General features: G+C 69.4%; 12 protein-coding genes and 1 pseudogene. 7 read left to right on the forward strand and 6 right to left on the reverse strand.

What is annotated here, in order from left to right; translation table 11 throughout:
• Positions 1 to 6 precede the first annotated feature (6 nt).
• From ABGB14_RS33565 to ABGB14_RS33575, 3 genes are read right to left on the reverse strand one after another with little or no spacing between them, the layout of a single operon-like run.
• Positions 7 to 1,428 (reverse strand): glycoside hydrolase 43 family protein, encoded by a 1,422-nt coding sequence (locus ABGB14_RS33565; protein ID WP_347647861.1) that lies wholly within the window; start codon positions 1,426 to 1,428, stop codon positions 7 to 9.
• Positions 1,425 to 2,246 (reverse strand): carbohydrate ABC transporter permease, encoded by an 822-nt coding sequence (locus tag ABGB14_RS33570; protein WP_347647862.1) that lies wholly within the window; start codon positions 2,244 to 2,246, stop codon positions 1,425 to 1,427. Before ABGB14_RS33570 ends, ABGB14_RS33565 begins: the two co-directional genes overlap by 4 nt.
• The gene (locus ABGB14_RS33575) at positions 2,243 to 3,157 is read right to left on the reverse strand and encodes a sugar ABC transporter permease (RefSeq protein WP_347647863.1); all 915 of its coding nucleotides are present in this window, start codon (positions 3,155 to 3,157) and stop codon (positions 2,243 to 2,245) included. Before ABGB14_RS33575 ends, ABGB14_RS33570 begins: the two co-directional genes overlap by 4 nt.
• Before the next feature lie 184 nt (positions 3,158 to 3,341).
• On the opposite strand from ABGB14_RS33575, the gene ABGB14_RS33580 reads away from it, so the two are divergent.
• From ABGB14_RS33580 to ABGB14_RS33600, 5 genes and pseudogenes are all read left to right on the forward strand, one after another.
• Positions 3,342 to 4,355 carry a LacI family DNA-binding transcriptional regulator gene (locus ABGB14_RS33580; protein ID WP_347647864.1) on the forward strand — a complete coding sequence of 338 codons (1,014 nt, stop codon included), beginning with the start codon at positions 3,342 to 3,344 and terminating at the stop codon, positions 4,353 to 4,355.
• Positions 4,356 to 4,461: 106 nt separating this feature from the next.
• Positions 4,462 to 5,898, forward strand: coding sequence for a pectinesterase family protein (locus ABGB14_RS33585; protein ID WP_347647865.1), 1,437 nt, complete (start codon positions 4,462 to 4,464; stop codon positions 5,896 to 5,898).
• On the forward strand, positions 5,895 to 7,355 hold the full coding sequence (locus ABGB14_RS33590) for an RICIN domain-containing protein (protein WP_347647866.1): 1,461 nt from the start codon (positions 5,895 to 5,897) through the stop codon (positions 7,353 to 7,355). Before ABGB14_RS33585 ends, ABGB14_RS33590 begins: the two co-directional genes overlap by 4 nt.
• Positions 7,356 to 7,462: 107 nt before the next feature.
• Entirely contained in the window at positions 7,463 to 7,807 is a 345-nt protein-coding gene (locus ABGB14_RS33595) for a response regulator transcription factor (protein ID WP_347647867.1), read from the forward strand.
• Positions 7,808 to 7,833: 26 nt separating this feature from the next.
• Positions 7,834 to 7,992 (forward strand): annotated as a pseudogene (locus ABGB14_RS33600) (NAD(P)H-dependent oxidoreductase); the annotation flags it as partial.
• 88 nt (positions 7,993 to 8,080) lie between these two features.
• Here the strand turns inward: ABGB14_RS33600 and ABGB14_RS33605 are convergent.
• Complete coding sequence (locus tag ABGB14_RS33605; protein WP_347647868.1) at positions 8,081 to 9,277, reverse strand: cytochrome P450; 1,197 nt, start codon at positions 9,275 to 9,277, stop codon at positions 8,081 to 8,083.
• Between the two features lie 246 nt (positions 9,278 to 9,523).
• Here ABGB14_RS33605 and ABGB14_RS33610 point away from each other — a divergent pair, with 246 nt between their 5' ends.
• On the forward strand, positions 9,524 to 10,165 hold the full coding sequence (locus tag ABGB14_RS33610) for a maleylpyruvate isomerase family mycothiol-dependent enzyme (protein WP_347647869.1): 642 nt from the start codon (positions 9,524 to 9,526) through the stop codon (positions 10,163 to 10,165).
• 17 nt (positions 10,166 to 10,182) lie between these two features.
• Here ABGB14_RS33610 and ABGB14_RS33615 read toward each other — a convergent pair whose 3' ends face one another.
• A complete protein-coding gene (locus ABGB14_RS33615; protein WP_347647870.1) occupies positions 10,183 to 11,106 on the reverse strand; it encodes an AEC family transporter in 924 nt (307 codons plus the stop codon).
• A gap of 90 nt (positions 11,107 to 11,196) precedes the next feature.
• Here ABGB14_RS33615 and ABGB14_RS33620 point away from each other — a divergent pair, with 90 nt between their 5' ends.
• Positions 11,197 to 12,156, forward strand: a complete 960-nt coding sequence (locus ABGB14_RS33620; RefSeq protein ID WP_347647871.1) for an NAD-dependent epimerase/dehydratase family protein — start codon at positions 11,197 to 11,199, stop codon at positions 12,154 to 12,156.
• Between the two features lie 4 nt (positions 12,157 to 12,160).
• Here ABGB14_RS33620 and ABGB14_RS33625 read toward each other — a convergent pair whose 3' ends face one another.
• On the reverse strand, positions 12,161 to 13,432 hold the full coding sequence (locus ABGB14_RS33625) for an ABC transporter substrate-binding protein (RefSeq protein ID WP_347647872.1): 1,272 nt from the start codon (positions 13,430 to 13,432) through the stop codon (positions 12,161 to 12,163).
• Positions 13,433 to 13,437: the final 5 nt, after the last annotated feature.

Below are 13,437 nucleotides of genomic sequence, written 5' to 3' on the forward strand. Positions count from 1 at the left end.
TGCCTGCTACCTTTCGATGTCCACGGTGAACGCGTCGAAGATCGCCTGACCGGTGCCGCTGCCCGCGGCGAACAGGCCGAGCACCGCCCCCACCCACCGGCCCTGCGTGGCCTGGAAGGGGGCGCCGATCTCGCGCGGCCCCGCCCCCGTGTCGGCCAGCCACGTGACGATCGCGCCGTCGCCGACCCGCGCGCCGACGGTGACGGGCGAGCCGTGCTCGACCGGCACAGGCTCCATGTCCCCGCACACCAGCACCGTCCCGCCTCGGGTGCGCTCCAGCCCGGCCCACGCGGAGGTGGTCCCGATGACGGCCAGCCCTGCCCGGCCCTCGCCGTCCAGCGTGAGGCTCGTGGTGACCGTGCAGGGGTCGCCGGGCAGCCGCTGCCCGAGCACGGACGGGCGTTGCCCGAGGTCGTCCGGGCCCGGCACGCAGGCCAGCCGGAGCCTGCCGTCCCGCAGTTCCCACCAGGCGGGGTCGGGATTGGCCTGCCAGCTCCACTGCAGGCCGAGCCTGGGTCCGGCGAAGTCGTCGGAGGTCGCGGGCGCGCCCGGCCCGCCGCCCTCGACCGGCACCGGGCCTCCGGGCACCGGCTCACCGTCCGTACCCATGACCGGCCAGCCGCCGTTCCACTCCATGGGCTGCAGGTGGACGACCCGGCCGTAGGGACCGCGGTCCTGGAAGTGCATGAACCAGTGCCCACCGGACGGGGTGTCCACCCAGCCGCCCTGGTGCGGGCCGTTGACGTCCGTGCCGCCCTGCCGCAACACGATCCGGTCCTCGTACGGGCCGAAGATCGACGCGGCCCGGAACACCGACTGCCAGCCCTGCTCCACTCCGCCCGCGGGAGCGAAGATCCAGTACGTCCCGTCGCGCTTGTAGAGCTTGGGCCCTTCAAGCGTCCGGTAGCCCGGCAGCAGGTCGCCGTCGATGATCAGCGTGCCGCCGTCGAGCACCTTCCGCGCGTCCGGCGCCATGCGGTGCAGGGTGAGCCGGTTGTTGACCCCCGCGCGGCTCCTCGCCCAGCCGTGGACCAGGTACGCCTGGCCGTCGTCGTCCCACAGCGGGCAGGGGTCGATGAGCCCGAGACCCGGCTTGACGACGTGCGGCGCGGTCCACGGGCCGCGCGGGTCCACGGCGCTCACCACGCAGATCCCCACGTCGGGGTCGCCGTAGAAGATCCAGAACCGGCCGTCGTGATGGCGCAGCGACGGCGCCCACACCCCGCAGCCCGGCCGTACGTCGTCGTACCCGCTGGTGAACGCGTGCCCGATGATCGTCCAGTTGACCAGGTCGCGTGAGTGCAGGATCGGCAGCCCCGGCACCTTGGTGAAGGTGGAGGCCGTCAGATAGAAGTCCGCGCCGACCCGGATCACGTCCGGGTCGGACCAGTCGGCGTTCAGCACGGGGTTGCGGTAGGTGCGGCTCATCCCTTCACCGCCCCGGCCGACATGCCCTGGACGAGGTAGCGCTGGATGAACGCGAAGACGATGACGACGGGCAGGGCGGCGACGACACCGCCGGCGGCGAGGGCGCCGAAGTCGACGCTGTTCTCGCCCAGGTTGTAGGCCAGGCCCACGGGCACGGTGAATTTCTCCTGGTCGTTGATGAACATGAGGGCGAAAAGGAAGTTGTTCCAGCTGTGGATGAAGGCGAACGAGCCGACCGCCACCAGCGCCGGGCGCAGGAGGGGCAGCACGACGGCCAGGAATCCGCGCAGCCTGCCGCAGCCGTCGACCCAGGCCGCCTGCTCCAGCTCGTACGGGATGTTCCTGATGAAGCCGCTGATGAGGATCAGGGAGAGCGGGAGCTGGAAGACGGTCTCCGCGATGACCAGGCTCCACAGCGAGTTGGTCAGCGTCAGCGTCCGGAAGATCTCGAACAGCGGAATGATCATCAGGGCGCCGGGGATGAACTGTGTGCACAGCATCCCGATCATGAACGCGGCCTTGCCGCGGAAGGCGTAACGGGCCAGGGCATAACCTCCGGCCAGCGCCACCACCGTGGTCGTGATCAGCGAGGCGATGCCGACGAGCAGGCTGTTGCGGAAGAAGACGGCGAATCCCATCCCATTCCAGACCGTGTCGAAGTGCTCGAACGTGATCGGCCACGGCACGATCGCCGTGGAGCCCCTGGGCCGGAACGCGAAGACCAGCATCCAGTAGAACGGCACCAGCGTGAACAGCAGGTACAGGCCGAGCGGGAGGTAGATCTGCCACCGGGACACCCGGTTCGCCCTCAGGGTCATGCTTTCACCCCGAACTTGCTGAGCCGCAGGTAGACGATGGAGAAGAAGGTCAGGATCAGGAACGCCACGGTGGTCAGCGCGGTGGCGTAGCCGAAGTCGTGCGACTGGGCGGCCAGCGAGGCCACGTACAGCGGCAGCGTGGTGGTCTGGTGGGCGGGGCCGCCGCCGGTCAGCGTGTAGAGCAGGTCGACGTTGTTGAACTCCCAGACCGAGCGCAGCAACGTCGACAGGATGATCGCGTCTTTCAGGTGGGGCAGCGTGATGTGGAAGAACCTGCGCCGCCGGCCGGCGCCGTCCACGGACGCGGCCTCGTACAGGTCCTTCGACACCGACTGCAGGTCGGCGAGGAGCAGGATCGCGAAGAACGGCACCCCGCGCCAGAGCTCGGCCAGCACGGCGGCCCAGAACACGGTGTCCGGGTCGGCCAGCGGCGCGGCCCCGTACTCGATGAGGCCCATGTCCGCGAGATAGCGCGACACCCCCGTGAACGGGTTGTAGAGCAGCACCCAGATCGCGGTCGTGAGCACCCCCGAGACCGCCCACGGGGAGAACACCATCGCCCGCGACAGAGCCCGGCCGACGAAGCTCTCGTTGACGATCAGCGCGAGCGCGAGGCCGAGCAGGAGCTGGAGCGTGACCTGGACGACCACCCATTTGAGGCTGAAGCCGAGGCTCTGCCAGAAGATCGGGTCCTCGAACAGCAGCGTGCGGAAGTTCTCGAGCCCGGCGAAGCCGTTGTCCCAGGGTTTGGTGACGTTGTAGTGCTGGAGGCTGTAGTAGATCACGCTGGCCATCGGGTAGACGAGGAACCCGAGCATCGCGATCACTGATGGGGCGATCAGCCAATATGGTGTCCACGTGCCGGAACGGCGTGACTTCTTACTGGGAGGACGCGCCGAGACGACGGCCACGTGCACGACTCCTTCGGGTGGTCGATTGTGCAATCGGTTGCAGGGAAACGTTGCGCGAGCACGAACGCATCGTCAATGGCAGATGAACGCGCCGAGCCCTGCTATCAGGCGAAATGCCGAAATCTCGAAATTTTCGCGGCGGCCACCTGGCCTGGGCCGGGGCAACCGGAGCAGAGTGGGGGACATGACCGCCCCGGAAACGCCCCCGCCACTGCCCAAGCTGGCCGTGATCGCCCGCGAGGCCGGCGTGTCTGTTGCAACCGTTTCCAAAGCGCTCAACGGCCGGCCCGACATCTCCTCGCACACCCGCCGCCTGGTCGGTGAGGTGCTGGAACGGCGCGGCTACCCCCGGCAGCGGGCCAAGCCCGCGCGCGGCAGCATGGTGGACGTCATGATGCAGGGCCTGGACTCGGTGTACGCGCTGGCGATCCTCGGTGGTGTGGAGGAGGCAGCCTGGCGGCTCGGCGTTGACCTCGTGGTCTCCGCGGCGGCGAGGAGCACCAAGAACGGCCAGCCTCCGTCCGCCTGGCTGGACCGGATCAGCACCCGCGACAGCGCAGGTGCGCTGCTGGTGCGCACGTCACCGACCGCGACCCAGCGCACCTGGCTGGCCGACCACGGGATCCCCTTGGTGATCGTCGACCCGCGCCGCAAGCCGCCGCCCGGGATGCCGGTCGTCGTGTCAGCCAACCTGGCCGGGGCCCGCGCCGCCACCGAGCACCTCATCGGACTGGGGCACGAGCGCATCGCCATCGTGACCGGCCGCCCGGGCGTGCCGTGCGCCGCCGAACGCCTGTCCGGTTACCGCGAGGCGATGGCCGCCGCCGGGCTCCGGGTGGACCCGCGCTGGGAGGTGTGCGGCTACTTCCAGAGCGAGCGCGCCCTGGAGGCCACCCGCGAGTTGCTCGCCGGGCTCCCCGAGCCGCCGAGCGCCGTCTTTGCCTGCTCCGACTCGATGGCGGTCGGCGTCCTGCAGGCGCTCGGCGAGCACGGCCACCGGGTGCCCGACGACGTGAGCGTGGTCGGGTTCGACGACTCGTGGGCGGCCGGGCACGTCACGCCCGCGCTGACCACGGTCCGCCAGCCCTGGCCTGAGCTGGGCGGAGCCGCCCTTGCCGCGCTGCTCTCCGGCGGCCGGCCGGCCAGGACGGAGCTGCCCACGGCGCTGATCGTGCGTTCGAGCACCGCCGCGGCATGAAACTTTCACGCCCCACCTCGACCTTTCGACCCCGCTTTAGTTTGTTTACTTGACATACATATCTGTGCTGATGCTTCCTCATGGCCCGAGAGGAAGGAGAGCGCGGATGTCCAAGCGCAGACGTGCGGGCGCCGTCGTGCTCGCAGCGGCGGCGATGCTGGCTTGGGGGCCGTTACCCCAGGCCGGAGCGGTGGCGGAACCCGTCGCGGGCGGCGTCTACCAACTCGTCGTGGCCACCAGCGGCAAGTGCGCCGACGTGGTGGACCACTCCACCGTCAACGGCGCCCAACTCCAGCAGTGGACCTGCAACAACAACAGCCCCTGGCAACACTTCAAGGTCACCTCCGCCGGCAACGGCCGATACACCCTGTCCAACATCAACAGCGGACGCTGCATCGACGTCCCCAACGGCGCCACCACCCAAGGACTACGACTCCAGCAATGGGGCTGCGGCGACCACAACAAGACCAACCAACTCTGGCGCTTCGCACCCTCCGGCACCGGCACCGGCACCGGCACCTACCAGATCATCAGCATCGCCAGCGGCCTGTGCATGAGCGACCAGAACGCCTCCACCACCAACGGCGCCGCCCTCATCCAGGAAACCTGCACCCACAACAGCAACAAACAGTGGGCCTTCACCCCCCTCTCGACCGGCAGAGCCACCGTGGCGGCGGACGGCTCGGGCACCTACCGGACCGTGCAGGCCGCTGTCGACGCCGTGCCGGCGGGAAACGCCGGCCGGGTCACGATCACCATCGCCCCCGGGACGTACCGCGAGATCGTCCGGATCCCCTCGAACAAGCCGTACGTGACGCTCCAGGGCCTCGGTTCCTCGGCGGCCCAAACGGTTATCGTCAACAACCACCACGCGGGCGAATACGGGACGTCCGGCAGCGCGACCGCGTTCATCGACGGCCACGACTTCATCGCCGAGAACCTGACGATCTCCAACGACTTCGACGAGAACTCGGCCCCTAGCGGCCACCAGGCGGTGGCGCTCAACCTGGGCGCCGATCGGGCCAGGCTGACGAACGTGCGACTGCTCGGCGATCAGGACACGTTCCTGGTCAACGACTCGGCCCGGGCCTACATCTCGGACTCGTACGTGGAAGGCACCGTCGACTTCATCTTCGGCGGCGGCATCGCCGTGTTCGACGACAGCGACATCCGCGAGAAGCGCAGCACCGGCGGCCCGATCACCGCCGCCAGCACGGCGGCCGGCCGGACCTACGGCTTCCTGTTCTACAGGTCGCGGATCACCGGCGCGTCGGCCGCCGGCACGACCACGCTGGGCCGCCCCTGGCGTCCGGACGCGCAGGTGCTCTACCGGGAGTGCTCGCTCAGCTCAGTGATCAACACGTCGGCACCGTGGACCAACATGTCCGACAACGACTGGCGGAACGCCCGCTTCTTCGAATACCGCAACACCGGGTCGGGCGCCACGATCAACTCCAACCGGCCGCAGCTCACCGACGCCCAGGCCGCCGACCACACCCCGCAGAAGTACCTGGCCGGATCAGACGGATGGAACCCCCTATGACGAAGAGACCCTGGTACTTAGTGATCGCCATGCTGGCCGCGACCCTCGCACCGGTGGCATCCCCGGCTCCCGCCGGAGCGGTGGCGGAGCCCGTCGCGGGCGGCGTCTACCAACTCGTCGTGGCCACCAGCGGCAAGTGCGCCGACGTGGTGGACCACTCCACCGTCAACGGCGCCCAACTCCAGCAGTGGACCTGCAACAACAACAGCCCCTGGCAACACTTCAAGGTCACCTCCGCCGGCAACGGCCGATACACCCTGTCCAACATCAACAGCGGACGCTGCATCGACGTCCCCAACGGCGCCACCACCCAAGGACTACGACTCCAGCAATGGGGCTGCGGCGACCACAACAAGACCAACCAACTCTGGCGCTTCGCACCCTCCGGCACCGGCACCGGCACCGGCACCTACCAGATCATCAGCATCGCCAGCGGCCTGTGCATGAGCGACCAGAACGCCTCCACCACCAACGGCGCCGCCCTCATCCAGGAAACCTGCACCCACAACAGCAACAAACAGTGGGCCTTCACCCCGCTGACGTCCGGACGCACCTGGCCGGACGTGGCCGACGGGTTCGCCTCGATCAACGCCGGCGGCGTGAACGGCACCACCGGCGGCGCGGCCGGGCCCACCGTGACCGTGACCAACCAGTCCGACCTGGTCCGCTACGCCACCGCCGGCACCCCATACGTGATCAAAGTCAGCGGCGCCATCCCCATCACCCCGTACGGCACCGAGATCCGCGTCAGCTCCAACAAGACCATCGTCGGAGTGGGCACGTCGGGCCAGATCGTGGGCGGCGGCTTCTTCGTCGGCGCCGGCGTCCGCAATGTGATCATCCGCAACCTCACCATCCGCGACACCCGGATGGCCGACGACGACCCCGGCGACGACGCGTACGACTACGACGCCATCCAGCTCGACACCGCCGACCACATCTGGATCGACCACAACAAGCTCATGCGGATGAACGACGGCCTGATCGACAGCCGCAAGGACACCACGTACCTCACCGTGTCGTGGAACATCCTCGCCGAGAACAACAAGACATTCGGCATCGGCTGGACCGACAACGTCACCGCCCGCATGACCATCCATCACAACTGGATCCACGACACCAACTCGCGCAACCCCAGCACCGACAACGTCGCCTACGCCCACCTGTACAACAACCACCTGCAGAACATCACCGGCTACGGCAACTACTCGCGCGGCGCCACCAGGATGGTGATCGAGAACAGCTATTACGACAACGTGAAAGACCCCTACTACAAGGACGACGCCGCCCAGCTCCGTCAGAGCGGCAGCATCGTCGTCAACTCGACCGGGCAGCGCGAGACCGGCGGCTCGGCCTTCGACCCGAGCTCGTTCTACTCCTACACGCTCGACCCGGCCGCCGACGTGCCGTCCATACTCGGGACGTACGCGGGGCCGCAGAGCAACATCGGCACCTGAGCCACCCGGGCGCCCGGCCCGCGACGCGGCCGGGCGCCCCGCCTTTCACAGCGGACTGCGAAACCGTCATCATCAAAAACTCATGCGCGGACGCCATCATCACGAGCATGCACACGACCATCCCGACCCTGTGGTCCGAGGCCGTACGCCTGCCCGCGCTCGTGGTCGGCGACCTCACGCTCGACCAGAGAACCCGCGAGGCACGACGGGCGGGCGTGGAGATCAAGCTGTCGCCCACCGAGTTCGAGTTGCTCCGGCTGCTCATGCACCATCCCGGGCGGGTGCTCAGCAAGGCGCTGATCCTCCACCGGGTGTGGGCCTACGACTTCGCGGGCCAGGGCAACGTCGTCGAGCTGTACATCTCGTACCTGCGCCGCAAGATCGACGCCCGGCGCCCCCCGATGATCCACACCGTGCGCGGGGTCGGCTACACCATCAGGCCCGCCGGCTGACACCCGGACGGGATTCCGCAGGACCCCCCGCGCGCCATCCGGCACAGGCGACGCCGGCCATGTGCCGCTTCGCCGGAGCCGTCGGCGCCGCGGACGCGTTCGTCGTCGTCACCTCCGAGTACAACCGCGGCTTCCCCGCCCCGCTCAAGCAGGCGATCGACTTCGCCTATGACGAGTGGCAGGCCGCCGTGGCTGCCGATCGCCCTGGAGATCTCGGCATGCAGCAGCGCGGCAGGGTGCACCCTGCCGATCAGCGGACCGGTGAAGGAGCGCTTACCAGGCGACCTCCAGCGCGGTCATGCCGTACACGACGCTGAAGGAGCGGAAGTTGGTGCCCGAGTCGGCGACGCGCAGCTCGGGGAAGCGCTGGAGCAGGGCGGGGAACGCGATGCGCATCTCCATGCGGGCCAGCGGGGCGCCGAGGCAGTGGTGCACGCCGTGACCGAAGGCGAGGTGGCCGGGCGCGCCCCGGGTGATGTCGAACGTGTCGGCGCCGGACATGAGCTCGGGGTCGCGGTTGGCGGAGGGCAGCGAGCAGATCACCAGCTGGTCCGGCCCGATGGTCTGGCCGCCGATCTCGACCTCGGACGTCGTGATCTTGGTGGTGCCGGAGTGCACGATGCTGAGCCAGCGCAGCAGCTCCTCGACGGTGGCGTCGATGCGCTCGGGCTCCTTGCGCAGCAGTTCGAGCTGTTCGGGGTGGCGCAGCAGGGCGAGCGTGCCGAGGGAGAGCATGTTGGAGGTGGTCTCGTGCCCGGCGAACAGCAGCAGGCCGCCGATGCCGACGAGCTCGTCGGTCGTCAGGTCGTCGGGGTGCTCGCGGACCAGCATGCCGAGCAGCTCGTCGCCTGGGTCGGCCTGGATGCGGGCGACCAGCTGCTCCATGTAGGCGCGCTGCTCGAACTGCATGCGCAGCCGCTCCTCCCCCGGCACCGTCATGTCCAGCATCCTGCTGGTGCGGTGCTGGAAGGTCTCGCGGTCCTCGTACGGGACGCCGAGCAGCTCGCAGATCACCAGTGACGGGATCGGCAGCGCGAACGACGACACCAGGTCGGCGGGCGAGCCGGCGGCCTCCATGGCGTCGAGGTGGTCGTCCACGATGCGCTTGATCCGCGGTTCGAGCCGGCGCATGCGGCGGATGGTGAACTCGGCGGTGAGCATCCTGCGCAGCCGGGTGTGCTCGGGCGGGTCGACGCCGAGCAGGTTGCCCGCGCGTACCTTGGCCCGCTGCTCCTCGGTCATCTTGGGGGATCCGGGCAACCGCGCGATGCCCTGCGGCGCGATCTTGAACCGCTCGGAGTCGCCCAGCACCTCGCGTACGTCCGCGTAGCGGGTCACGAGCCAGGCTTCGTCGCCGAACGCCGTCGTGATGCGCTTGACCCGCTCGCCGTCGCGCGCGGCCGTCAGCTCCGGCGCGGGATCGAACCCCACCCGCCGCATGTGCAGCGGGACGGTCGAGGACTCGCCCATGAAACCCCCTGGATAGTCGCGGTATCGCGAGAACCGTAACAACCAGGGCGAGCGCCCTCTAGGGCGATCATACGCGTATACGTAAATGTTCTCCCTGCGTCGCGCGGCGAAATATACGTTTCACATTTAAGATCCCTTTTGCCCCCAAATGGCGATGATGCGATGGCAGGGGGAGCGATGACTTTGTCCGCGTCCGGGAGTCTTCTCTCCGTACGAGTCAGGACCCACAGCAGGAGAGCACCCAGCATGACGAAGCACGGCGAAGACGTCTGGCCGCTGATCCACGCGGAGCGGGCGGCACTCGCGGCGGATCTGGCGGATCTGACCGACGATCAGTGGGCGACGCCGTCGTTGTGCGCCGGGCTGACCGTGCGCGAGGTGCTCGCCCACCTCACGTCCTCGGCGAACCTCACTGCCCTGAGGTGGCTGGCGGGCGTGATCCGCTGCAGGTTCGACTTCGACAAGCAGGTGGCGATGCGGCTGGCCGAGCACCTGGGCGCGACCCCGAAGGACACGCTGGAGGGCTTCCGGCGCGCCGTCACGAGCACGACCTCGCCGCCGCTTCCCGCCATCGCGATACTCGGCGAGACGGTCGTGCACGGGGAGGACATCAGGCGGCCGCTGGGCATCCGCCGCGACCACCCGATCGGCACGCTCACCCGCCTGGCGCGCTACTACCGGGGTTCCGATCTCGTCGTCCTCGCCAAGGGGCGGATCGGCGGCCTGCGGCTGGAGGCGACCGACGGTCCTTTCACGACCGGCTCGGGGGCGCTCGTCTCCGGCAGCACGCTGGCGCTCGTGATGGCGATGACCGGGCGCACCGCCCACTGCGACGAGCTCGACGGCGACGGCGTCGCGACCCTGCGCGAGCGCTGCGGCCGGGGGTGAGCCGGCGACCGCGGGAGTCAGCCCAGGGCCGCGCCGATCGCTGTCATGATCGGGATGGCCAGCCCCGTGGTCAGCAGCACGGCGCTGCGCGCGAGCCGCCGCCCGGTGTCGTACGTGACCGCGTACACGTAGATGTTCTGCGCCGTGGGCAGCGCGGCGAACAGGGTGGCCGCCAGCAGGTCGCCGCCCTCCAGCCCGAGGGCGAGGCGGGCGGTCAGGTAGGCGATGCCCGGCTGCGCGAACGATTTGAGCGCGATCACCAGGAAGACCTCCTTCCCGACGCCGCCGTCCTCGGGGGTCGCCGGCGCGCGCCGGGAGCCGTACAGGCTGAGGCCGTAGGCCAGCAGCGCGACGGGCACGGCCGCGCCGCCGAGCAGCTCGATCGGGCGCATGAACGTGACCGGCAGCGAGGTCCCGGTCAGCGCGAACGCCAGCCCGAGCAGCGAGGCGACGGTGAGGGGGTTGCGCAGCGGGAGCAGCAGCACCGCCCGGACCGACCTGGCCCCCTTGTCGAGGACGAGGAAGGAGACCGGGGTGAGCACGACAAGCTGGAAGAGCAGGATGGGCGCGACGAGCGCGCCGTCGCCGAGCACGTAGATCGAGATGGGGATGCCCAGGTTTCCCGCGTTGACGTAGGAGGCGGCGAGCGCGCCGATCGTCGCCTCGCGCCGGTCCCTGCGCCAGACCGCCCGCGCCACCAGCACGTACGCGAGCTGCACGCACGCCACGGCGACGATCTGGGTCAGCAACACCGGCGAGAACAGCGAGCCCAGGTCCGCCCGCGACACGGTGGCGAACATCAGCGCGGGCGTGGCCACGAAGAACGCCAGCCGCGACAGGACCAGTTCGTCGCTGGCCCGCAGGAGCCCGCTCCAGCCGACGAGGTAACCGAGCACGGCAACGGACACCAGAGCGACGAACGCCGCGACAACCCCCGACAAGCCCTAACCTCCGAAACTGGACATCAGGAGCGTATCTGGGCCGCCCAGGGCGACGGTGACCGGCCCGCCACGGAGGTCTACGCTGTGCGCATGCGCGTAGTGGTGATCGGCGGCAGCGGGCACATCGGCACCTATCTCATTCCCAGGCTCGTCGACGCGGGCCACGACGTGGCCGCCGTGAGCCGGGGCGAGCGGCAGCCCTACACGCCGCACCCCGCCTGGCGGCGGGTCGAGCAGGTCACCGCCGACCGGACGGCGGAGGAGGCCGACGGCTCGTTCGGGCGGCGCGTCGCGGAGCTCGGCGGCGAGGTCGTCATCGACCTGATCTGCTTCACGGAGGCGAGCGCCAGGCACCTCGCGCAGGCGCTGGACGGGCGGGTGCGGCAGTTCCTGCACTGCGGGACGATCTGGGTGCACGGCCCCAGCACGCGGGTGCCGACGACCGAGGACCGGCCGCGCCGGCCGATCGCCGAGTACGGCCGGCAGAAGGCCGCCATCGAGGCCTACCTGCTCGACCGGGCGCACCGCCACGGTTTCCCCGCCACGGTCATCCATCCCGGCCACATCACCGGGCCGGGATGGGTGCCGGTCAACCCGGCCGGCAACGTCAACCCGGCCGTCTTCCAGACGCTGGCCGACGGCGGCGAGCTGGCGCTGCCCAACCTGGGCATGGAGACCGTCCAGCACGTGCACGCCGACGACGTGGCAAGACTGTTCATGGACGCCATGGCGAGCCCGGCCGCCGCCAGGGGCGAGAGCTTCCACTCCGTGGCCACCACCGCCGTGACGTTGCGCGGCTACGCCGAGGCGGTGGCGGGCTGGTTCGGGCGGGAGGCGCGGCTGGCCTACCTGCCGTGGGAGCAGTGGCGCGACACGGTGACGGAGGACGACGCCCGGGTGACGTACGACCACATCGCGCACAGCCCGCACTGCAGCATGGAGAAGGCCGCGCGGCTGCTGGGCCACCGGCCCCGCCACACCGCGCTCGAGGCCATCTCCGAGGCGGTCGACCGGCTGGTCGCGACGGGCACGATCGTCGCCGCGACCTGACAGGTCAGTTGGTCAGGGGCCCGAACTCCTTGCGCGTGTCGATCACCTCGCCGAACAGCTCCCACTGCTCGCCCTTGAACTCCATGAGCTGCATCGACTCGATCGGGAACCCGTCGCCCTGCGCGGTGTCCATCGTCACGCCGGGCAGCAGCATGTCGACCGCGATCCCCTTCATGTTGCGCACCGAGTCACGCAGCCCCTCGCGGGTCGGGCAGGCGGCCGCCTCCATGGCCTTGTGGAAACTGCTGGCCACGGCCCAGCCGAAGGTGTGGTACGGCACGTTGGGGTCGTCGCCCGGCGCGTACTGCTCCATCTTCTGCTTGTAGAGCTTCATCTCCGCGTCGTCCTGCCACGTCGGGTCGTTCGGGTCCTTGTAGTACGTGCTGGACACGACGCCCTGGACGTTCTCGAAGCCGACGGGCTTGAGCACGGTGATCGAGGCGGCGACGTTGTTGACGATGTGCAGCGGGTTCCACTTGGTGTTCTTGGCGTCGGCGGCCAGCGCCTGCGAGCCGAACTTGGGCGTGGTGACGTTGAGGAACACGTCGGCCTTCGACTGGGCGAGGTTGCGCATCTGCGGGTCGACGCTCGGGTCGCTCACCTCGTAGCTCTGCTCGGCCACGACCTTGACCTCGGTGCCCTCGATGGCCCGTTTGAAGCCGCCGAGCAGGTCCTCGCCGAAGTCGTCGTTCTGGTAGAGGACGGCGACCTTGGCGTCCGGTCTCTCCTGCTTGAGGTACTGGGCGTAGACGCGGGCCTCGGAGATGTAGTTGGGCTGCCAGCCGATGGTCCACGGGTGCTGGGTGTCGGCGCCCCACTTCGACGCGCCCGTGGCGACGAAGATCTGCGGCACCTTGCGCTGGTTGGTGTAGTCCCAGGTCGCCGTGGTCGACGGCGTGCCGAGCGTCTGGAACAGGGCGAACACCTGCTCCTGCTCGACCAGCCTGCGCGCCTCCTCGACGGCCTTCGGCGGCTGGTAGCCGTCGTCGCGGACGACGAACTCGACCTTGCGCCCGCCGATGCCGTTCTTCTCCGCGTTGACGTAGTCGAAGTACGCCTTGATGCCCTTGGGGATGTCCCCGTAGGCGGAGGCGGGGCCGGACAGCGGGTAGATGCCGCCCAGCTTGATGCTCGTGTCGGTGATGCCGGTCGTCTGCTGCCCCTGGCACTGGCCGCCCGACGTGGCCGTGCCGGTGGCGGCGCCCTGGTCCCGTCCCCCGCATGCGGCGACGGCGAGCACGAGCAGCGCCGTACAGCCGATCGCAGATACTCGCATCCCTC

It is taken from the genome of Nonomuraea sp. B10E15 (assembly GCF_039871615.1).
Lineage (GTDB): Bacteria > Actinomycetota > Actinomycetes > Streptosporangiales > Streptosporangiaceae > Nonomuraea.